General features: G+C 56.9%; 19 protein-coding genes and 5 tRNA genes. 11 read left to right on the top strand and 13 right to left on the bottom strand.

What is annotated here, in order from left to right; all coding sequences use genetic code 11:
* Positions 1-196: 196 nt before the first annotated feature.
* Together AP059_RS00940 and AP059_RS00945 are read right to left on the bottom strand one after the other, a co-directional pair.
* A complete protein-coding gene (locus AP059_RS00940; protein WP_048362469.1) occupies positions 197-424 on the bottom strand; it encodes a PP0621 family protein in 228 nt (75 codons plus the stop codon).
* 118 nt (positions 425-542) lie between these two features.
* Positions 543-1,556, bottom strand: coding sequence for an outer membrane protein assembly factor BamD (locus tag AP059_RS00945; protein ID WP_048401365.1), 1,014 nt, complete (start codon positions 1,554-1,556; stop codon positions 543-545).
* A 148-nt stretch (positions 1,557-1,704) separates the two neighbouring features.
* Here AP059_RS00945 and rluD point away from each other — a divergent pair, with 148 nt between their 5' ends.
* The 7 genes from rluD (at position 1,705) to AP059_RS00980 (ending at position 6,807) form a co-directional block, all read left to right on the top strand.
* On the top strand, positions 1,705-2,667 hold the full coding sequence (gene rluD, locus AP059_RS00950) for a 23S rRNA pseudouridine(1911/1915/1917) synthase RluD (protein WP_048363011.1): 963 nt from the start codon (positions 1,705-1,707) through the stop codon (positions 2,665-2,667).
* Positions 2,664-3,398, top strand: coding sequence for a peptidoglycan editing factor PgeF (pgeF, locus tag AP059_RS00955; protein ID WP_059761396.1), 735 nt, complete (start codon positions 2,664-2,666; stop codon positions 3,396-3,398). The genes rluD and pgeF overlap by 4 nt, the downstream gene beginning before the upstream one ends.
* A 120-nt stretch (positions 3,399-3,518) precedes the next feature.
* Complete coding sequence (gene clpB / locus AP059_RS00960; protein ID WP_048362472.1) at positions 3,519-6,083, top strand: ATP-dependent chaperone ClpB; 2,565 nt, start codon at positions 3,519-3,521, stop codon at positions 6,081-6,083.
* Positions 6,084-6,393: 310 nt separating this feature from the next.
* A tRNA-Asn gene (locus AP059_RS00965) sits at positions 6,394-6,469 on the top strand.
* A gap of 9 nt (positions 6,470-6,478) precedes the next feature.
* A tRNA-Pro gene (locus tag AP059_RS00970) sits at positions 6,479-6,555 on the top strand.
* A 5-nt stretch (positions 6,556-6,560) separates the two neighbouring features.
* Positions 6,561-6,636: transfer RNA gene (locus AP059_RS00975), tRNA-Lys, on the top strand.
* A 94-nt stretch (positions 6,637-6,730) separates the two neighbouring features.
* Positions 6,731-6,807: transfer RNA gene (locus AP059_RS00980), tRNA-Pro, on the top strand.
* 286 nt (positions 6,808-7,093) lie between these two features.
* Here the strand turns inward: AP059_RS00980 and AP059_RS00985 are convergent.
* Positions 7,094-8,623, bottom strand: a complete 1,530-nt coding sequence (locus AP059_RS00985) for an amino acid permease (protein WP_048362473.1) — start codon at positions 8,621-8,623, stop codon at positions 7,094-7,096.
* Between the two features lie 24 nt (positions 8,624-8,647).
* Positions 8,648-9,592 (bottom strand): glutaminase A, encoded by a 945-nt coding sequence (gene glsA, locus AP059_RS00990; RefSeq protein ID WP_059761486.1) that lies wholly within the window; start codon positions 9,590-9,592, stop codon positions 8,648-8,650.
* Positions 9,593-9,760: 168 nt separating this feature from the next.
* Between glsA and AP059_RS00995 the strand changes: the two genes are divergently transcribed.
* Complete coding sequence (locus tag AP059_RS00995) at positions 9,761-11,158, top strand: glutamate decarboxylase (protein WP_059761487.1); 1,398 nt, start codon at positions 9,761-9,763, stop codon at positions 11,156-11,158.
* 71 nt (positions 11,159-11,229) lie between these two features.
* Here AP059_RS00995 and AP059_RS01000 read toward each other — a convergent pair whose 3' ends face one another.
* The 4 genes from AP059_RS01000 to AP059_RS01015 all read right to left on the bottom strand — a co-directional run bounded on the left by AP059_RS01000 (position 11,230) and on the right by AP059_RS01015 (position 13,980).
* Complete coding sequence (locus tag AP059_RS01000; RefSeq protein ID WP_059761488.1) at positions 11,230-12,531, bottom strand: NAD(P)/FAD-dependent oxidoreductase; 1,302 nt, start codon at positions 12,529-12,531, stop codon at positions 11,230-11,232.
* 66 nt (positions 12,532-12,597) lie between these two features.
* Positions 12,598-12,771 (bottom strand): DUF3094 family protein, encoded by a 174-nt coding sequence (locus AP059_RS01005; protein WP_048362477.1) that lies wholly within the window; start codon positions 12,769-12,771, stop codon positions 12,598-12,600.
* Between the two features lie 55 nt (positions 12,772-12,826).
* The gene (locus tag AP059_RS01010) at positions 12,827-13,354 is read right to left on the bottom strand and encodes an MOSC domain-containing protein (RefSeq protein ID WP_059761489.1); all 528 of its coding nucleotides are present in this window, start codon (positions 13,352-13,354) and stop codon (positions 12,827-12,829) included.
* Positions 13,351-13,980 carry a DUF1780 domain-containing protein gene (locus tag AP059_RS01015; protein WP_059761490.1) on the bottom strand — a complete coding sequence of 210 codons (630 nt, stop codon included), beginning with the start codon at positions 13,978-13,980 and terminating at the stop codon, positions 13,351-13,353. The genes AP059_RS01010 and AP059_RS01015 overlap by 4 nt, the downstream gene beginning before the upstream one ends.
* A 131-nt stretch (positions 13,981-14,111) precedes the next feature.
* Here AP059_RS01015 and AP059_RS01020 point away from each other — a divergent pair, with 131 nt between their 5' ends.
* Positions 14,112-14,798 (top strand): energy-coupling factor ABC transporter permease, encoded by a 687-nt coding sequence (locus tag AP059_RS01020; RefSeq protein ID WP_048362480.1) that lies wholly within the window; start codon positions 14,112-14,114, stop codon positions 14,796-14,798.
* 96 nt (positions 14,799-14,894) lie between these two features.
* On the opposite strand, the gene yacG is transcribed toward AP059_RS01020, so the two are convergent.
* The 4 genes from yacG to AP059_RS01040 are packed head-to-tail and all read right to left on the bottom strand — an operon-like array spanning position 14,895 to position 17,800.
* Entirely contained in the window at positions 14,895-15,098 is a 204-nt protein-coding gene (yacG, locus tag AP059_RS01025; RefSeq protein WP_059761491.1) for a DNA gyrase inhibitor YacG, read from the bottom strand.
* On the bottom strand, positions 15,095-15,718 hold the full coding sequence (gene coaE / locus AP059_RS01030; protein ID WP_059761492.1) for a dephospho-CoA kinase: 624 nt from the start codon (positions 15,716-15,718) through the stop codon (positions 15,095-15,097). Before coaE ends, yacG begins: the two co-directional genes overlap by 4 nt.
* Position 15,719: 1 nt before the next feature.
* On the bottom strand, positions 15,720-16,580 hold the full coding sequence (locus AP059_RS01035) for a prepilin peptidase (RefSeq protein WP_059761493.1): 861 nt from the start codon (positions 16,578-16,580) through the stop codon (positions 15,720-15,722).
* 2 nt (positions 16,581-16,582) lie between these two features.
* Complete coding sequence (locus tag AP059_RS01040) at positions 16,583-17,800, bottom strand: type II secretion system F family protein (protein WP_059761494.1); 1,218 nt, start codon at positions 17,798-17,800, stop codon at positions 16,583-16,585.
* 222 nt (positions 17,801-18,022) lie between these two features.
* Between AP059_RS01040 and AP059_RS01045 the strand changes: the two genes are divergently transcribed.
* Both AP059_RS01045 and AP059_RS01050 read left to right on the top strand, forming a co-directional pair.
* Positions 18,023-18,430 (top strand): pilin, encoded by a 408-nt coding sequence (locus AP059_RS01045; protein WP_059761495.1) that lies wholly within the window; start codon positions 18,023-18,025, stop codon positions 18,428-18,430.
* A gap of 46 nt (positions 18,431-18,476) precedes the next feature.
* A tRNA-Thr gene (locus tag AP059_RS01050) sits at positions 18,477-18,552 on the top strand.
* Between the two features lie 68 nt (positions 18,553-18,620).
* Here AP059_RS01050 and AP059_RS01055 read toward each other — a convergent pair.
* Complete coding sequence (locus AP059_RS01055; RefSeq protein ID WP_059761496.1) at positions 18,621-19,502, bottom strand: LysR family transcriptional regulator; 882 nt, start codon at positions 19,500-19,502, stop codon at positions 18,621-18,623.
* Between the last annotated feature and the right edge of the window lie 165 nt (positions 19,503-19,667).

The raw sequence follows: 19,667 nt of genomic DNA on the forward strand, positions 1-19,667 counted from the left end.
TTCGCGTTTCTTCGCGTTTTTATGTAGTCGCTGACGAGGCACGAGGCTGCGATCGAGTGCGCAGCGCTCGTAAATCTGATGACTGCGATATGTCTGAATCACCGGATTGAATGGCTTTACGACGGTTTTGCCGCCGATCACAGCCTCGCGCTACTCGTCAGCACCTACAGGGTTTGGCTGCGCCAGTGGAAACCAATCAGCGCTTGCCCGGGCCTTGTTCCAAATGGTTTTGGGTGCAATACCACTCTTGCTGCTGACTCAAGGCGCGGTCACGTGGCAAGTGCACACCGCAATGGGCGCAACGCACCATTGGCATAGCGCCAGGATCGACCGGCTTTTTAGTGGCTGCGAGGCTGGCCTTGTATTTACGCCAGAACCACACGCCCGCAGCAATCAGTGCCGCCCAGAACAGTAAACGAAACATGGTTATTCGCTATTCGAGAAAAGATGCGCCAGTTTAGCCAAGGACCGGGTAAGCGCCCAGCATCAAATGCAGCGCAAAAAAAAGAGTCCCGAAGGACTCTTTTTTGATGCATTGACGATCAGTCGAAAAGACCAAGGGTCATGTAGCTGAACCACGAACGGCTGTTGGTTTCCGTTTCTGGCTCTTCGATGATGTTGCCATCAGCATCTTTTGGTTTCAGTTCAGCAGGGATTGCATCTTTTGCATCCTGGAACTGCTTCTGCACGTCTTGGTTGGCGCGGGTTTCACCCGGTGGCAGTGGTGTGCTGGACTCGATCAGCCCCAGCGTCGCCTTGCTCAACCACGAACGGTTGTCCGACTCGGACACTTGCGGTACGAACTGACCGTCAACCAGGCTTGCGTGGTTCGGGTAGTTGTCCTTGAGCACTTCAAGGCTGGTATCTGCCAGTTTGTCGAGGTGCAGGCGCTGATAAGACTCAACCATTACCGCCAGGCCGTCAGCCACCGAAGGGGTTTCCTGGAAGTTCTCAACCACATAACGGCCACGGTTAGCCGAGGCTACATACGCCTGACGCGTCAGGTAGTAGTGAGCTACGTGGATCTCGTACGCTGCCAGCAGGTTACGCAGATAAATCATGCGCTGCTTGGCGTCCGGCGCGTAACGGCTGTTGGGAAAACGGCTGGTGAGCTGGGCGAACTCGTTATAAGAGTCGCGGGCAGCACCCGGGTCACGCTTGGTCATGTCCAGCGGCAGAAAGCGTGCCAGCAGGCCAACGTCCTGGTCAAACGAGGTCAAGCCTTTAAGGTAATAGGCGTAATCAACGTTGGGATGCTGGGGGTGCAGACGAATGAAACGCTCTGCGGCAGACTTTGCAGCTTCCGGTTCGGAGTTTTTATAGTAGGCATAGATCAGTTCAAGCTGAGCCTGGTCGGCGTAACGCCCGAACGGGTAGCGTGACTCAAGCGCCTTCAGTTTGGCGGTTGCACTGGTATAGCTGTGGTTGTCCAGATCGGCCTGTGCCTGCTGGTACAGCTCGACTTCGCTGAGGTTTTCGTCAACGACTTCCTTTGTCGACGAGCAAGCGGCGGTCAGTGCGAGGATGGCGATCAGCAGCAGGTGTCTCACTTGCATGGCGGCTTGCGTCCCTATGACGGCCGCTGTCTTGGGCGAGGCCGTCCTGTTATGATGAGCGCCCCGTGAAAAGCCTCGGGGCAAAAGACGCCGTATTTAACCACAAGCGCGCAGCCGAAACCAAAGGCTTGGCGCCGTCCTGATGAGCATGTCCGAGAAAATACTACTTCGCGCAGAGGTGCCGTCCGAATTGGGCGGCCAACGCCTCGATCAAGTCGCCGCACAATTATTCGCTGAGCACTCGCGCTCGCGCCTTTCCGCCTGGATCAAGGACGGCCGCCTCACTGTGGACGGAGGCGTCATACGTCCCCGTGACATCGTGCACGGTGGTGCCATCCTGGAGCTGACTGCCGAGCAGGAAGCCCAGGGTGAGTGGGTCGCCCAAGACATCCCCCTGGACATCGTTTACGAAGACGATGAAATCCTGGTCATCAACAAGCCTGCGGGCCTGGTGGTGCACCCGGCTGCCGGGCATGCCGATGGCACTTTGCTCAATGCGTTGCTCCATCACGTACCGGACATTGTCAATGTGCCGCGTGCGGGGATCGTGCACCGTCTGGACAAAGACACCACCGGTCTGATGGTGGTCGCCAAGACCATCCAGGCGCAGACGCAACTGGTCACCCAGTTGCAAAGCCGCAGTGTCAGCCGGATCTATGAGTGCATTGTTATCGGTGTCGTCACCGCCGGGGGCAAGATCGACGCGCCCATCGGCCGTCACGGCCAGCAACGCCAGCGCATGGCGGTAATGGAAGGCGGTAAACAGGCGGTGAGTCATTACCGCGTGCTTGAGCGCTTCCGTTCCCACACGCATGTGCGGGTCAAGCTGGAAACCGGGCGTACGCACCAGATTCGCGTGCATATGTCTCACATCAACTTCCCGTTGGTCGGAGACCCTGCCTACGGCGGTCGCTTCCGCATCCCGCCGGCAGCCAGTGTGACCATGGTCGAGTCGCTGAAAAACTTTCCGCGCCAAGCCTTGCACGCACGCTTCCTTGAGTTGGATCATCCGACGACCGGTAAGCGCATGAGCTGGGAATCACCATTGCCAGACGACTTTGTCTGGTTGCTGACCCTGCTCAAGCAAGACCGCGAGGCGTTCATCGGATGAACACCTTCCTGATTCCTGACTGGCCAGCGCCGGCAGGCATCAGGGCCTGCGTGACCACCCGTGCGAACGGTGTCAGTGTGGCGCCGTTCGACAGCTTCAATCTGGGCGATCATGTCGGCGACGATCCTGTTGCCGTCGCACATAACCGCCAGCGCCTGACCCACATTTTCGATGTGCAGCCCGCGTGGCTCAGCCAGGTTCACGGGGTTGTCGTCGCGCCTGCCGATCCGCAGCAGATTGCCGAGGCTGACGCCAGCTGGACGGCTACGCCAGGTATCGCCTGCACGGTAATGACCGCCGACTGTTTGCCTGCACTGTTCTGCGATCGTGCCGGCACCCGCGTGGCGGCCGCGCATGCGGGGTGGCGGGGGTTGGCCGCAGGTGTCCTTGAAGCCGCAGCTTTAAGCCTCAATGTTGAACCTTGTGACATATTGGTCTGGCTGGGGCCTGCCATCGGCCCGAAAGCCTTTGAAGTGGGTGGGGAGGTGCGTGACGTCTTTATAAAGGACATGCCTCACGCTGGCACAGCGTTTGTACCCAGCATCAACGCCGGGCGCTTTATGGCTGACATTTACGCGCTGGCGCGCCTGCGGTTGGCACGCTGCGGTATCACTGCGGTCTATGGCGGCGGCTTTTGTACAGTCACCGACCCACGCTTTTATTCCTACCGGCGCAGTCCTCGTACTGGCCGTTTCGCATCACTGGTCTGGATCGAATCATCCCCAGGCTGATCTGCGTCATTCGTCTTACGCTTGAAACTCCCAGAATTGCCCGCATCTACTAAGGTATCTGGCAGGTTTCTTCATTCAGGAGTTTCCATCCCTCCGGCCTGCTCATAAGGAAGGTGACGAATGCGTATAGATAGATTAACCAGCAAGTTGCAATTGGCGTTGTCCGATGCTCAGTCATTGGCTGTTGGCCATGACCATCCGGCGATTGAGCCCGCGCACTTGATGCAGGCATTGCTGGAACAGCAGGGCGGCTCGATCAAGCCTTTGCTGATGCAAGTCGGTTTTGATGTAAACAGCCTGCGTAAAGAGCTGACCAAAGAGCTCGATCAACTGCCAAAAATTCAGAATCCTACCGGCGACGTCAACATGTCGCAGGATTTGGCACGTTTGCTGAACCAGGCAGACCGTCTGGCGCAACAGAAAGGCGACCAGTACATCACCAGCGAAATCGTATTGCTGGCGGCGATGGACGATAACAGCAAGCTGGGCAAGCTGTTGCTGGGGCAGGGCGTGAGCAAAAAAGCCCTGGAAAACGCCATCAACAACCTGCGCGGCGGCGAAGCCGTCAATGACCCGAACGCTGAAGAGTCGCGCCAGGCGCTGGACAAATACACCATCGACCTGACCAAGCGTGCCGAAGAAGGCAAGCTCGACCCGGTGATTGGCCGTGACGATGAAATTCGTCGCACCATTCAAGTGTTGCAGCGTCGGACTAAAAACAACCCGGTGCTGATCGGTGAGCCTGGCGTGGGTAAAACCGCCATCGCCGAAGGTTTGGCTCAACGGATCATCAACGGTGAAGTGCCTGACGGCTTGAAAGGCAAACGCCTGCTGTCGCTGGACATTGGTGCGCTGATTGCGGGTGCCAAGTTCCGTGGCGAGTTCGAAGAGCGCCTCAAATCATTGCTCAACGAGCTGTCGAAACAGGAAGGGCAAATCATCCTGTTTATCGACGAGTTGCATGTCATGGTCGGTGCCGGTAAAGGCGAAGGCGCGATGGACGCGGGCAACATGCTCAAGCCTGCGTTGGCTCGGGGTGAATTGCATTGCGTGGGTGCTACCACCCTCAACGAGTACCGCCAATACATTGAAAAAGACGCAGCACTTGAGCGTCGTTTCCAAAAAGTACTGGTGGATGAGCCGAGCGAAGAAGACACCATCGCCATCCTGCGTGGCCTGAAAGAGCGTTATGAGGTTCACCACAAGGTTGCGATTACGGACGGTGCGATCATTGCGGCGGCCAAACTCAGCCATCGCTACATCACCGATCGCCAGTTGCCTGACAAGGCGATTGACCTGATCGACGAAGCGGCCAGCCGTATTCGCATGGAAATCGACTCCAAGCCCGAAGTGCTGGACCGCCTGGAGCGCCGCCTGATTCAACTGAAAGTTGAAGCCCAGGCGTTGAAGAAAGAAGAAGACGAGGCAGCGAAAAAACGTCTCGAAAAATTGCAGGAAGAAATCGAGCGCCTTGAGCGTGAGTATTCCGACCTGGAAGAAATCTGGACTTCGGAAAAAGCCGAAGTGCAGGGCTCTGCCCAGATCCAGCAAAAGATCGAGCAAGCGCGCCAGGAACTGGAAGTCGCACGCCGCAGCGGTAACCTGAACCGCATGGCCGAGTTGCAGTACGGGATCATTCCTGACCTGGAACGCAGCCTGCAAATGGTCGACGAGCACAGCAAAACTGAGAACCAGTTGTTGCGCAGCAAAGTGACCGAAGAGGAAATCGCTGAAGTCGTCTCGAAATGGACCGGTATTCCCGTGTCCAAAATGCTCGAAGGCGAGCGCGACAAGCTGATGAAGATGGAAAGCTTGCTGCACCAACGTGTGATTGGTCAGGACGAGGCGGTTGTAGCCGTGTCCAATGCGGTACGTCGTTCGCGTGCAGGGTTGAGTGACCCGAACCGTCCTAGCGGCTCGTTCATGTTCCTTGGCCCAACCGGTGTCGGTAAAACCGAGTTGTGCAAGGCGCTGGCCGAGTTCCTCTTTGATACTGAAGAGGCGATGGTGCGCATCGACATGTCCGAGTTCATGGAGAAACATTCCGTGGCTCGTCTGATTGGTGCACCACCAGGCTATGTGGGCTACGAAGAGGGTGGCTACCTGACCGAAGCTGTGCGCCGCAAGCCTTACTCGGTGATTCTGCTGGACGAAGTCGAGAAGGCGCATCCGGACGTGTTCAACGTGCTGCTGCAAGTGCTGGAGGACGGTCGACTGACAGACAGCCACGGTCGTACAGTCGATTTCCGCAACACGGTGATCGTGATGACTTCCAACCTGGGGTCTGCACAGATCCAGGAGCTGGTCGGTGATCGCGAAGCGCAACGGGCTGCGGTGATGGATGCGGTGAGTACGCACTTCCGGCCGGAGTTTGTGAACCGGATCGACGAAGTGGTGATCTTCGAGCCTCTGGCCCGTGATCAGATCGCCGGTATCGCTGAGATCCAGTTGGGTCGCCTGCGCAGTCGTCTGGTTGAGCGTGACCTGAGGCTGGAATTGAGCCAGGAGGCTTTGGACAAGTTGATTGCGGTAGGTTACGACCCGGTATATGGCGCGCGGCCTCTGAAACGTGCGATCCAGCGCTGGATCGAAAACCCGCTGGCTCAACTGATTCTGTCCGGTCAGTTCCTGCCAGGCTCGACGGTCGTGGCTACGGTGAAAGACGACGAAATCGTCTTCGCCTAACGCTCTACAGCGGTGTTTTGAAGAAGGCCTCGCACTGCGAGGCCTTTTTTTAGTTTTTTTCGTTAGGGTGTTGATCCGTAAGGAAAACACTTGTAAGATGCGCCCCGCAGTAAGTCACCCGCAACGGCAACCTGGCCCAAACCAGGAAGCCCGCTAGAAGAGCTAACACATTGTCTTCTAACGAAAAATAAGGGTTGACAAGGGTTTGAAAGGTTGTAGAATGGCCCGCCTCAGAGACGTCAACGTAGCGATACGCTGAAGTCAACGAGAGTTGCAAAGAGTTACAATGTTGTAGATTGAAATATGTAGTTCCGCGATAGCTCAGTTGGTAGAGCAAATGACTGTTAATCATTGGGTCCCTGGTTCGAGTCCAGGTCGTGGAGCCATTTTCAAGCCGGGGTATAGCGCAGTCCGGTAGCGCGCCTGCTTTGGGAGCAGGATGTCAGGAGTTCGAATCCCCTTACCCCGACCATTTTTGGGTCGTTAGCTCAGTTGGTAGAGCAGTTGGCTTTTAACCAATTGGTCGTAGGTTCGAATCCCACACGACCCACCATTTTTGGCTCCAGTTCACTGGGGTTAGATCTTAAGATCAGAGGCCAAAAGCACTGATCGCAGAAGGCGCCTCTTTGAAGGTGCCTTTTTTTTACCGGGGTATAGCGCAGTCCGGTAGCGCGCCTGCTTTGGGAGCAGGATGTCAGGAGTTCGAATCCCCTTACCCCGACCATTTTCTGCCCGGCAGTAATGGGTGTAGAAAATCAGGCTCTGACGCCAATCGCGTCAAAAGCCATTAAAAAAAGCGTCCTGCGGGACGCTTTTTTTATGCCTGTAGAAAAGTCATTTGAAGCCATGTAGCCGATGACGAGTTCCGCGCGGCTACGTCGGGCAGCGCAGCGGTTGTAAATCAGCTGTCGCGACCGCTCAAAGGGTCGTGGACTCAGGATTTACAATCACCGCGCATTCGCGCGTAGCCTGCGGCAACTGCTATGTGAGCCAGGTGCGCCTGCGACGGTTCAAGCTTTGGCCGCCTTATCATCCGCGTCCTGTAGATCCTGCAATGCAGCTGAATATTGATCGGCTTCCGCCTTTGGCACCATCTGCCATGACGGTTTGCGCACCGCATAGAAGATAAAAGGCGGCACGCCAGCAATCACCAGGCCAATTAGCAAGATCCCCGCATATTCGAAAAACGGCATATGGCTGAAGTTGTTGGGCGGAATAAACCCAAAGATCAGTGCCACGCACGTCGAGAACAGCCCCAAGTAACACCAGCCATGCAGCCCTTTGAGAACAAAGCCGCGTTTAACCGTAGGTTGGGTTTTACGTAGCTTCATGGCCGCCAAAAACATAAACACATAAATAATCAGATACATCAGTGCCGCCATGGCGCTGATCATCCAAAACGCGTCGGACACGTTGTCGATAAAGATGTAAATGGTCGACAGCAAGGTCACGATGACCGCTTGCAGGTACAAAATATTTTTTTGTACCCCCTTAGCGTTCACTTTTTGCAGGCTGGGCGGCAGCATCCCCGCTTTACCGACAAATAACAGGCCGGTCGACGGTCCGCCTGTCCAGGCCAACACGCCACCCAAAGCACCAATAATCAACAATACAGCCATGATTTTGGTTGCCCACGGCATGCCAAAGCCCTCGAAGAACGCGGCATACGCTTGAATCACACCAGCGGTGAGGCTGGTTGAATCGGCGGGCACGACCAGTGAAATCGCCACGGTAGGCGGGATAAACACCAGCATGATCAACACAAACGCTAGCAAGATAGCCCGCGGCATTTCTTTTTGCGGATTACGCAGCTCGCGGGCGTGAATGGCGTTCATTTCGATACCGGCAAATGCCAGAAAGTTACCCACAATCAACACCAGCCCCGAGATGGAACCGGTGAACTCGCGCCACAGATCGCCGTGCAAATTATGCGCACCGGACTTCACGGTTTGGTGGGTGTCAAAAATGGTAGGGATCAAGGCATCCCAGGTCAGTGGGGTCGCCGATTTATGCCCCAATACCAACCACGCAACGCCTAATATCACCAACAACGCGGCGGGTAGCGCAGTACCCAGTAGCATGAACCACGACGTCAGCTTGGACAGCGTGGTCATGCCGTTCAGCGTGATAAACGTCGACATCCAATACAGCACGATGATCACCGTGGCGGTAAAAACGCCACTTTTGGCCAACTCAGGATTTATGAGATAGGCCATGGTGCTCGCGCCGAACCCCAGCACGATGGGATACCACACCACCACTTGAATCCACATGAACCACATGATGAAAAAGCCGGGCCTATCGCCATATGCCTGGCGTACCCAGCCATAAATTCCGCCGTTCCAGCCCGTACCCAGTTCAGAGGCGACCAGCGATACGGGGATGAAGAACAACAGCGCCGGGATGATGTACAAAAAAACCGAACCCAGGCCATACACCGCCATGCTCGGCAGTGAACGGATACTGGCCACTGCGGCGACCATCATGAAGCAGATGGTCAGCCATGAGATGTAAGTTTTAGCCTTGCTGGTGGTAGCCATAACGTCACCCTCCATGTCGCGTGATTAATCCAGCAGGCTCAAATTGAGCGTGCGGCTGAGGTGCTCGGCGGCCAGTTGGCCGCGAACGCTGTTGCCCGCTACATCCAGTGGTGGCGCAAACGCCGCGATTGCACAGACACCCGGCACCACGGCCAGAATCCCGCCGCCCACACCGCTTTTGCCAGGCAGGCCGACTTTGTAATACCAGTCGCCCGTGGTGTCATACAGGCCATTCAAAGTCATTTCGGCCAATATAGGGGCGACGTTTTTGGCCTCGACCACGCGTTGTTGCGTCACCGGGTTGACCCCGCGATTGGCCAGCGTTGCGCCCATCGTCACCAAATCGCGGCAGGTAATGGCCACCGAGCATTGACGGGTATATACGTCGCACACTTGCATTGGATCGGCATGCATGTAGCCGTAGCTCTGAAGCAGCCAGGCAATCCCCCGGTTGTGCTGATTGCTCGATGCTTCGGACGCATACACCTCTTCGTTTACCGCCAGTTCGTGTCCGGCAAACGCGTTGTAGGTCGCGTGAATTTTCTCCCAGCGCTCTTTTGCCGTCTGGGCCTTGAGCAAGCTCACGGTGGCCATTGCCCCGGCGTTGACGAATGGGTTGAGCGGTCGCCCCTTATGCAGCTCCAGCGCTACCACCGAGTTGAAAGGTTCGCCCGTGGGGTCACAGCCAATCTTGCTGCGCAAGGACTGCGGCCCAATGTCATCCAGTACATGGGCCAGGGTAAATACCTTGGAAATCGACTCGATGGCAAAGGCGTAATCGGTGTCACCGACCTCGGCATGGGTGCCATTACAAAACATGATGCTGATGCCGAACAGGTTGGCCGGGACTGAAGCCAGGTACGGGATGTAGCTGGCATTTTTACCGTGGTGGTTGCTGGCAAAGCGTTGATGGGCTGTTTGCAGTGCGTGAGTCACTGAATCGTCAACCGTGGTGGGTTGTATTTTCATTGCGCTCGCTCCGTGCGGACGATGGGTCGCGAGGAACTATAGGACGGAATTCGGGGACATGCCCGCAGGCAGGGCAAAGTCGAAATGCTTGGCTATGCTGTTAGCCCAACGCTGAGCCAGTGAGAGGAGGTCGGCCCAGCCACTGTCGATTACACAAGGAGAGTTCACATGGCGCTGCACCGAATCAAACGTCATCGCGACACCGACCCCGTTTTTGGCTCATCGGCACTGGCCCATGCCGCAGCAACCAAATTGTTCCCCGAGGCAGAGCAATCTGCGCGTGAGGTTTACCAATTGGTTCATGACGAGTTGTACCTGGACGGTAACGCTCGCCAGAACCTCGCGACTTTCTGCCAAACCTGGGAAGAAGACGAAGTTCACAAACTCATGGACCTGTCGATCGACAAGAACATGATCGACAAGGACGAGTACCCGCAGTCCGCCGAGCTTGAAAGTCGGTGTATCCACATGCTTGCCGACTTATGGCATTCGCCTGCTGCCGCGACCACCATCGGCACGTCCACGGTAGGTTCCAGCGAAGCGTGCATGCTCGGAGGCCTGGCCGCCCTGTGGCGCTGGCGTGCAGCCCGCAAAACCGCAGGCAAACCGACCACCACACCGAATATGGTCTGCGGACCGGTTCAAGTGTGCTGGCATAAATTTGCGCGTTATTGGGATGTTGAAATTCGCGAAGTGCCCATGTCAGAAGGGCAATGGTTCATGACCCCGCAAGACATGCTCGAACGAGTCGATGAAAACACCATCGTGGTGGTCCCGACCTTTGGCCAAACCTTTACGGGCCTGTATGAAACGGTGAAGCCGCTTTCTGATGCGCTGGATGATCTTGAAAAGCGCAACGGTCTGAACGTGGCAATTCACGTCGACGGGGCAAGTGGCGCAATGCTGGCCCCGTTCTGTGCGCCGGACATTGAGTGGGACTTCCGCCTGTCGCGGGTCAAGTCCATCAGCACCTCAGGGCATAAGTTCGGTTTGGCTCCGCTGGGTGCAGGCTGGGTGGTATGGCGCGATGCGCAGGACTTACCTGAGGGGCTGATCTTTCATGTGAATTATCTGGGCGGAGACATGCCGACATTCGCCCTCAACTTTTCGCGTCCGGCGGGGCAGATCATTGCGCAGTACTACAACTTTTTGCGTTTAGGCCGTGAAGGGTATGAGCGGATTCACTCGGCGTGCTACGAAACTGCGCAGTTTTTAGCGCGTGAACTGGTCAAAATCGGGCCGTTTGAAATGCTCTATAACGGTGATCCGCAGTTGGGGATTCCGGCGTTGACCTGGCGACTGAAGCCGGGCGCTAACGCCAATTTTTCGCTGTACGACTTGGCAGACCGTTTGCGCATACGCGGATGGCTCGTCCCGGCATATAGCCTGCCGGCAAACGTTGAAAAGGTAGTCGTGCAAAGGATTTTGGTGCGTCAGGGCTTGTCGATCGACATGGCCAAGCTGTTGCTGGCGGACTTTGAGCGGGACATTAAATTCTTTGAGGAGCATCAGCCCCACGGCTTTAAAGGCCGTGAAGCTGAGGCGGGCAATCACGCCGGGCGCTAATAGCCCTGTCGCTGGCAAAGGTTGCGAGTTTTTAACCTTCGCAGCCTGCGGCAGCGACTACAGATTTAGCATTAATGCAGTTTCAGGCGCGGCTCGGTGCCGCGTCCGATTCGGCTACCCAGCATCAGCATCAAGGTGCGGAAGGTGCCGTAAAGCGCCATTTGGTGCATGCGATACAGCGAGATATAGAACATTCGCGCCAGCCAGCCTTCGAGCATGACGGTGCCCATCAAGCTGCCCATCAAGTTACCCACAGCCGAAAAGCTCGACAGCGAAATCAGCGAGCCGTAATCGCGGTAGTGGTAATCCGGCAGGTTGGGTTTACCTTCCAGCCGCAGTTTCAACGATTTGGCCAGCAGCGATGCTTGTTGGTGGGCCGCTTGAGCGCGAGGCGGCACCATCCGGTCTGTGCCGGGTTGCGGGCATGCCGCGCAGTCACCAAAGGCGAAAATATTGTCATCGCGGGTGGTTTGCAGGGTCGGGCGCACCACCAATTGGTTGATGCGGTTGGTTTCCAGCCCGGCAATGTCTTTCAAAAAGCCCGGCGCACGAATCCCGGCGGCCCATACCTTCAGGCTTGCAGGAATGACCTGGCCGTCTTTGGTGATCAAGCTATCGGCCGTCACTTCGCTCACGGCTGAGTTGGTCAGCACCGTGACCCCGAGTTTTTCCAGCGTCTTGTGCACAGGCCCGCCGATGCGCTCCGGCAGCGCGGGCAATACCCGCGGCCCGGCTTCGATCACGGTGATGTGCATGTTTTCGGGTTTGATTCGGTCCAGCCCATAAGCCGCCAGCTCGTGTGCGGCATTGTGCAACTCGGCCGCCAATTCAACGCCGGTAGCACCCGCACCGACGATGGCGACGCTGATGTTTTCAATGGCGTCGGTTTGGCCTGCGTGCGCGCGCAGGTAATGGTTAAGCAACTGTTGATGGAATTTTTCGGCTTGTTTGCGCGTATCCAAAAACAGGCAATGCTCAGCGGCGCCCAAGGTGCCGAAATCATTAGTGGTACTGCCCACCGCAATCACCAGCGTGTCATAGCTCAGCTCGCGTGCGGGGACCAGTTCTTCGCCGTTTTCATCGAGGGTTGCCGACAATGAGATCTTTTTCGCCTCACGATCCAAACCACTCATGCGCCCCAGCTGAAACTCGAAATGGTTCCATTTGGCTTGAGCCACGTAGTTGAGTTCATCTTCGGAGGAGTTCAGCGACCCCGCAGCGACTTCATGCAGCAAGGGTTTCCAGATGTGGGTCAGGTTGGCGTCGACCAGCGTAACGCTGGCTTTGCCGCGTTTACCCAGAGTTTTGCCCAGGCGGGTCGCCAACTCCAGGCCACCGGCGCCGCCGCCGACAATCACAATACGATGGGTCATAGGTATCACTCTCAAGGCTTGAAAAAAAATTCTGTGCTGGAGTCAGTTGGGCGAGCGCCATGCAGCTCATAGCGCCAAATAACTCAGGAGGCGGCTCAAAAAGCCCATGCTGATGACCACGATCAATACCACCCCAAGGAGCAACCACGGCCTGAAGGGCCGGCGCTCAACCTGATGCTGTGGCAGTTTCAGATACTCTTCGACACGTTGTTGGTCATCTGGGTTCAAGCGACTGGACATAGCATTTGCCTCGTCAGATAGACGTTGCGGGATGTGTAAAAGCTACAGCTTTGATTCAACCGGGATGAAAAGAAGCATAGCCGCTGGGGCCTAAAGGCTCGACCCGCAGTTCGTCGTCTAGACGAATGATTCCGCTTTCTATAACCCTGGCCGTAATCCCTCCGTGGCCGCGCACGGCTTGAAACGTGCCTGCTCCCAGCCGCTGTTCAAGTCGCGCACACGGTTGGCACCAGCCCGTGGTCTCAAATATCGCCCCGCCAATGCTGAAGCGCCGCCCTTTGAGGCTGAACAAATTGATACCGCTGACCACAATGTTGCGTCGCAAGTCTTGAGGTAATACGGGGTTGTCAGCAGGTCGGCCCAGCAGCGAATTTATCACCGCCAAGTGCTCCCATTGAACCAGCGTGACTTGTCGCGCATTGCGCGCACCGGGGCGGGCATGATCGCCAGTCAATCCGGCTTCGCGGCGTGCTTCTACCGCGGCAAGCTCCAACAGGTCGGCGCGCGAGGCGGGGCGCACACCGATCCAGCGTACACGCCCCGTTTGCGGTACGTGGGCGATCAGTTCTTGCAATGGGCTCACAGACTGATTCCGACATCAAAAATAATGCTGCGCCCCAAATTACTGCGCAGAAAGTCAGGGGCATCCGGTTGCGCAAACAGCACCCTGGCGAAGGTCGGCCCCACCAGCGACAGCGAGCGCCACCCCATGCGCAAATATTCGGTGGGCGGCGGGAAGTGGCTGTTGAGGTCCAGCACCTCTCGTTTGAGGCTGGAAAACGCAATGATGTCCAACTGCCCCAAGTCGATATCGCGCTCGCGGTAATTGGTGGCCTTTTTGTGCAGTGTGGGGCTGAGCCGTTGCAGCAACTTGCTGGCGGGTATGCGTTTGGGGCGGGCTTCGCGGCGTACCAATTGGCTCAATGAGTAAGCGTTGCGACGCCGTTGCAGCTCGTCGCGCCATTCATCGCTCAGGCGCCGGCCTTCATCAAGGACAAAGAACACCTCAAACCGCGCATCGCGAAACAAAACGTCCGGCGGCTCGTGATCGGGTTGGGTGAAGTCTTGCGTGTGATAGCCAATATTCAAGCCTTGTAGCAGGCGCTGGCAGACCCAACGCTCACGCTCCCATTTGCGGGCATTGGACAAAAAGGCATTGGCTTGCTCGGCCTGAATGGTTAACAGGCGTAAATAATCAGAGTCATCCATGCGCGCAGCTTAGCCTCCAAACGGGTGTGACTCCAAGTGCGCGGTGTAGACTGAGCCGTATTATCCACACAGGCTTTAAACAGGGAGGATTGAGCGGTGTGCTTGAGCAAGGTTAAGTGGGGGGCACTCGTATGATTGCCGCCGAGGTGTTATCTGCCCAAACGATGGTGATCGGTTGGCTGTTGTATGTGCCCGTTGTGCTGTGGGCAGTGGCGCGAGCGCCGTGGGTAGAACTATTTAGCGATACCCGGCGTCAGCATTTGCTGTTTGGCACTGTGTTTGCGCTGTTTTTGTTGTGGCTGGTGCGGCGCGACTTTGACACCGGAGTGTCCTATCACTTCATTGGGTTGACCGTCGTTACGTTGCTGCTGGATTGGCCGTTGGCGATAGTCGGCGCGCTGATGGCGCAAACAGGGTTGGTGTTGTTGGGGCGACAGGATCTGGCCGCAATGGGCCTCAATGGCGTGTTGTTGATTGTCTTGCCGATCGCGGTGACTGAAACCTGTGCTCGTCTGGTTGAGCGTGCGCAACCACGCAATCCGTTTGTGTATATCTTTTGTTCCGGTTTTTTTGCTGCGGCCCTGGCGGCGTTGCTGTGTTTGCTGGTGGGGTTGGGGGTGTTGTGGCTGGACGGGTTGTTTGTAATGCCCGAGTGGCTGGAAGACTTTATCGGTTATTTGTGGCTGATTATCTTCCCGGAAGCGTTCATCAACGGGATGTTGGTCACGGCGCTGGTGGTGTTTTGCCCTGAGTGGCTTGAAACGTTCAATCGAACCCGCTACCTGGCGGCGCCGTGGAAGGACGATGGTCCCTCGTAAGCCCCGTAGTCGCTGCCGAAGGCTGCGAGCTTTTGACATTTATATGGAAAAGCCCGCAGCCTTCGGCAGCGACTACGGTGATGAAGGGTTTATGGATCAGTGAGTGAGCGACTCCATATCTTGCGAAAACATTTCATCTTCCGCATCCGGCATGACCGGGATTTTGTGTTCTTCGCTGGCCCAGGCACCCAGGTCGATCAGTTTGCAACGGTCCGAGCAGAAAGGCCTGAAGGCGTTGGCAGCGTCCCATTGCACGGCAGAGCCGCAGGTTGGGCAGTCTACGGTCATCGGTTTGGTCATGATTGGCCTCCACTCAAGGTTAAATAGGTTTGATGCAGGCGCTCGACTTGGGTGTGTAGCGCCTTCAGGTCTTTGTCGTTGACCAGCACATCATCGGCAAAACTCAAGCGTTCTTCGCGGCTGGCTTGGGCTTTGAGGATGGCCTGAATTTGCTCTTCGCTGGTGTTGTCACGTAATAGCGTGCGCTGGATTTGCAGCGCTTGCGGCGCATCGATCACCAGCACCCGCTGTGTTGTAGCGTGCTGCCCGGACTCGACCAACAGTGGCGATACCAAAATCGCATACGGTGACTGCGCCTTGGCCAGGTTGAGTGCGATCTCTTCACGAATTAGCGGGTGTAGCAGCGACTCCAGCCAAAGGCGTTGCTGCGGGTCGGCAAAAATCAGGCTGCGCAAGGCACCACGGTTAAGTTGGCCATCAGCCTGCAGCACGTCAGCGCCGAAATGCTCAGCTATTTTTGCCAAGGCCGCACGCCCCGGTTCAACCACCCAGCGCGCGGCGTGATCGGCGTCCACCACATGAACGCCGAGGGCAGCAAAGTGCTCGGCAGCGGCACTTTTACCACTGCCAATCCCGCCGGTCAGGCCAAGAATCCAGGGTTTCGAAGAGGCGGTATTCATGTCAGGTCGCAAGTTGCCAATAGAAAGCGCTCATTTGACCACCCCAGAGCAATGCAATCCACCCGGCAATCGCCAGATACGGCGCAAAAGGGATAGCCGTTGCCCTATGAGCACGGCGCAAGCCCATCAACCCCAGGCCAACAGCCGCGGCGACCAGTGACGAGAGCAAAAGGGTCAGCGGCAATACGGCTACGCCGCCCCACGCGCCAAACAAGGCCAGCAGTTTGAAGTCGCCATGCCCCATGCCGTCCTTGCCGGTGATCAGTTTGAACAGCCAGAAAATCACCCACAAACTCATATAGCCGATGGCGGCGCCCCAGACCGCCAGCGATAGCGTGGTGAACATCTCGAACGTGTTGAGCAGCAAGCCCAGCCATAGCAGCGGCAGCACGATCACATCGGGCACGATGCGGTGTTTGGCATCTATGAGGCAAATGGCGATCAGCCCCCATGTCAGTAACAGCACCCAGCCGGTTTGCGCGTTGACTCCCAGGTGCCAGGCGATGAAAGCGCAGATGAGTGCACAGGCCAGTTCGGTCAGGGGGTAGCGCGGGCTGATGGTTTTTTTGCAGTGTGAGCATTTGCCGCCTAGCAGCCCATAACTGAGCAGCGGGATGTTTTCCCATGCCTTTAAGCGATGCTGGCACTGTGGGCAGTGAGACGCGGGTAAAAGCAGGTTATAGGTCGGATTCTTGGCTGGCGCGGGCTGCTCGAGCAGTTCGCGCGCCTGGGTTTGCCAATCGTGCTCAAGCATCTTGGGCAGGCGCCAGACCAGTACATTTATAAAGCTGCCGACCAGCAGACCGAGCACTAAAACGCACGCGACAAAGGCATCAGGATGGCGGCTAAAGAAATCGATCATGCTCAAATCACTTGGCCCAAGGTAAAAATCGGTAAATACATGGCGATCACCAGACCGCCCACCACGACACCCAATACCACCATGATTGCGGGCTCCATTAACGTTGTCAGGGTGTCGACGAGGTGATCGACCTCGCTCTCATAATAGGTCGCTACATGATTGAGCATGCCGTCCAATGTGCCAGATTCTTCGCCTATGGCTGTCATTTGAATCGCCATGCCCGGAAAGACGCGGGTATTGCTCATGGCCACATGGATCTGTGTACCCGTGGCGACCTGATGTTTGAGCCGCAACACGGCCTCTTTGAGCACGCAATTACCGGTAGCCCCTGCCACTGAATCCAGTGCCTCAAGCAACGGTACACCCGCCGCCAGGGTGGTGGACAAGGTGCGGGCAAACCGGGCAATCGCCGAGATATGTTGCAGGTGCCCCAGCACGGGCAGCTTCAACAGCCAGCCGTCCAGGCGCTGGCGCCACGGTGGCGAGTGTTTATAGCGATGACGAAGAGTGCCCAGTGCGCCCGCTGTCGCGATTAATAGCCAGGCGCCATGGTCTTGCAGCGCTTGCGACACGCCGATAACCCACAGGGTGAAGGCGGGTAACTGGGCATTGAACGATGCAAATATGCTCTGAAACTGCGGCACCACTTTGATCAACAGAATGGCGCTTACCAGTAGCGCTACCAGCAATATGGCGATGGGATAGGTCATGGCCTTTTTGATTTTTTGTGCCAGCGCCTCACTCTTCTCCCGGTCGCTGGCGATGCGTTGCAGCAACACATCCAGAGCGCCTGCCTGTTCCCCGGCTTCCACCAGATGGCAAAACATGGCATCGAAGTGGACCGGTTTTTTACGCAGTGCGGCACTCAGGCTGGTGCCTGCGGCGATGTCGAGTGTGAGATCGGTCACCAGTTGACGGGTGGCCGGTTGTTCGAAACCTTTGGCGATGACCTCCAGCGCTTGCAGCAGCGGTATTCCAGCGTTGATCAGCGTTGCCAATTGGCGGCTGAAGAGCGTGATGTCTGACGAGTTTACGGTGCGATTTATGAATGATTGAGCGCTGCCCAGGCGTCGAACTTTAGCTGCGCTGACACCTTGGCGCCGTAGTTGGGCGCGGATCATTGCGAGGCTGTTAGCCCTGATTTCGCCCTGGCGTCGCTCACCGTTTACGTCTGTGCCCTCCCAGCGATACAGGTGGGTATTGATTGCCAGCGTTGACATGCATTCGTCCTTGAAATGCAGCGCGATAAGCCGCGTTGTGTAGGTCCAAGCCTAGACAGGCTCAAGAGCGACGTGCCGACAGGAGTATGCCTAAAGGTGTCGAACGCGGTTGTTCAGAAGCTTCTGACAACGATCCTTGATAGCCTGTGCGCACTTTTTGCCAGCTCAGCATTGGCATTGGCCCATATTCGCTGAGCCGCGTCTTATTTTTGGAGGCCACACATGAAACAACAACAGGGCATTACCTTGATTGAGCTGATGATCGTGGTCGCGATCATTGGTCTGATCGCTTCTTTCGCTTTACCGGCTTACAACGACCACACCATGAAGGCGCGGTTTGCCGAAGTGAACACCCTCAGCAACACCTATAAGACGGCCGTCGCCTTGTGCTACAGCGAAACCAACGATCTGGCGGCGTGCGACGCGGGCACCCACGGCATTCCTGGCCCGGCTGACGCGACCGACAACCTGGCCGCCGGTATGACCGTTATCGACGGCGTGATCACCATGACCGGCACCAAAGCGGCGGGTGGCTGGAGCAGCGTGATGGTCCCGGCCTTGAGCGGCGCGGGTAATGCGCTGGTGTGGACGCAAAGCGGTACGTGCCTGGCCAGCGGTGCCTGCAAATAGCCACGAATTGCCCGGTGTTGCGAGCGGTGTTAGTTTTGCAGGCACCGCCGGTGTAGCTCAGTCGGTAGAGCAGCGCACTCGTAACGCGAAGGTCGCAGGTTCGATTCCTGTCTCCGGCACCATTTAAATAAACGCCCTGCCTGTGTTCAGGGCGTTTTTTATGGCGCCTCTGATGCCGGTGACGGGCGGTTCACCCTTGCTGCAAACCTGTGGCAATTTCGATAAAGGCTTTGGTCGCCGGGGAGGCGTGTCCTTCATTCAGTACCGCCAGGCCCACACTGCGTTTGACCGGCGGGTCCAGCGGCTTTGTGACGTAGCTGCCAGCCTGTCGTAAAGGGCGCTCCGGCAGGGCCTGTTCGGCCAGTATGCTGACGCCGTAGCCCATCTCGACCATCGCCAGGGTGCTGATCAACTGCGCGCTGCGATGCAGTACGTTGGGCACTCGTTTTTGCGAAGAGAACAACCGTTCCAGCAATGGCCCGGACCCGGCCTCGGTCATGATGAACGGTTCGCGGCACAAGGCTTCAAGGCTCACGCTGGGCGCTGTGGCCAGGGCATGGTTGGCGGGCAAAATCGCTACCATCTGGTCCTCACACAGGGTGAAGGTGTCGAGCTTGTCTTCGGGTAGCACTACAAATCCGACATCTACCCGCCGCTCCTGAAGCCAGCTCACGACTTCCTGATCGGTGCCTTCATCGATTCTGATCTCAATATTGGGATAGCGCTGGCGATAGCGCTCCAGAATGCGCGGCAACAATCTCATCGACGACGATGGCCCAAAAGAGCCGATGCGCAGTGTGCCGCGCTTCATGCCACGGGCATCGGCTGCCTCCTGACGCATGGTTTCTGCAAGACCGAGAATCTCCCTTGCCCGCAGTAACAACTGTGCGCCGATGTCCGTCAGTTCGATGGCTGCTTGATGACGATGAATCAGCTCGACGCCCATTTCCTGCTCCAGCGCTTTGATCGCATGGGAGACGGCCGACTGGCTGATATGGAGTCGCGTGGCCGCCAGCGTGAAGCCGCGCAGTTCGGCAACTCGGGCAAACACTTCAAGTTGGGTGAGGGTCATCGTGGGTGTCTCATGAGCTTTTGCTAATTTCCGTATGAGCTAGCATCTGCGCGAGTATAGGCGTGCAACCGGACATACCGGAATACAGCGGTGCGGGAAAGGTGACTGACCCTGACGCTTGAAGGGATTCGTAAAACATTATTCTGGATAACCGGACTATTTACG

The organism is Pseudomonas sp. TAA207 (assembly GCF_001529285.1).
Lineage (GTDB): Bacteria > Pseudomonadota > Gammaproteobacteria > Pseudomonadales > Pseudomonadaceae > Aquipseudomonas > Aquipseudomonas weihenstephanensis.